This window comes from Actinoplanes sp. NPDC019969 (genome assembly GCF_055562375.1).
In genome coordinates this window covers 1-1,114 of the sequence record NZ_JBVHFK010000041.1, presented here as the reverse complement: position 1 = coordinate 1,114, position 1,114 = coordinate 1, and the positions used below count along the sequence as shown (strand labels likewise).

Genomic DNA, 1,114 nt, shown 5'->3' with positions numbered 1-1,114 from the left:
TTCTGGTGGACCGGGGTGGCTGGTCGGGTTCGCTGGTGTCGGGTGTGCCGTCGGTGTTCGCGCAGGTGCTGGCGTCCGGTGTGGACCTGGACGTGAAACACGTGGTGCTCGCGGGCGAAGGGCTCCCGGCGCAGGTGTTCAACGCGATCGACGTCCCGGACATCGCCAACATCTATGGGCCGACCGAGGCGACGGTGTATTGCCTGGCCTGGCGTTCGTCGGGCGATCAGACTTTGACGCGGTCGGCGCTGACGGGCCGGCCGTTGGCCAACACTCGCGCGTATGTGCTGGACGCGAACCTGAAGCCGGTGCCGCCGGGTGTGGCCGGTGAGCTGTACATCGCCGGAGCCGGTGTCGCGCGGGGTTACCTCGGGCGGCCGGGACTGAGTGCGGAGCGGTTCGTCGCGGATCCGTACGGCGCTCCCGGCGTACGGATGTACCGGACCGGTGACCTGGTGCGGTGGACTGCCGACGGGGAGATCGACTACCTGGGCCGGGTCGACAACCAGGTGAAGGTCCGGGGCTTCCGGATCGAACTGGGCGAGGTCGAGGCTGTCCTCGCCGAGGTTCCCGGTGTCGAGGCCGCGGTGGTCGTGGCCCGGGGTGAGCACCTGGCCGGATATGTGAGCGGTGACGTCGACGCCGTGGCCGTGCGGGAGCAGGCGGCCCGGGTGCTGCCGAACTACATGGTCCCGGCCACCGTCACCGTGCTGGACACGATGCCGGTGAACGCCAACGGCAAACTCGACCGGGCCGCCCTGCCCGACCCGCAGGTGCGCGCCGGCGAGGGCCGGGCCGCCGCCACGGTCACCGAGAAGCTGCTGTGTGAGGTGTTCGCCGACGTCCTGGGCGTGGAGTCGGTGAGTGCCGACGACGGGTTCTTCGATCTGGGTGGGCATTCGTTGCTGGCGACCCGGTTGGTGTCGCGGGTGCGGGCGGTGCTGGGCGTGGAGTTGCCGATCCGTGCGGTGTTCGAGGCGCCGACCCCGGCCGGGCTGGCGGTGCTGGCCGCTGACGCGCCGCCGGCCCGGCCGCCGATCACCGTGCGTACCCGGCCCGCGCAGTTGCCGTTGTCGTTCGCGCAGCAGCGGTTGTGGTTCCTGAACCGTCTGGA

At 70.8% G+C, this 1,114-nt stretch carries 1 protein-coding gene; it reads left to right on the top strand.

Features of this window, described 5'->3' with window-relative positions:
* The coding region (locus ACZ3II_RS43500; RefSeq protein WP_465526773.1) for an AMP-binding protein at positions 1–1,114 on the top strand (1,114 nt) is incomplete at both ends.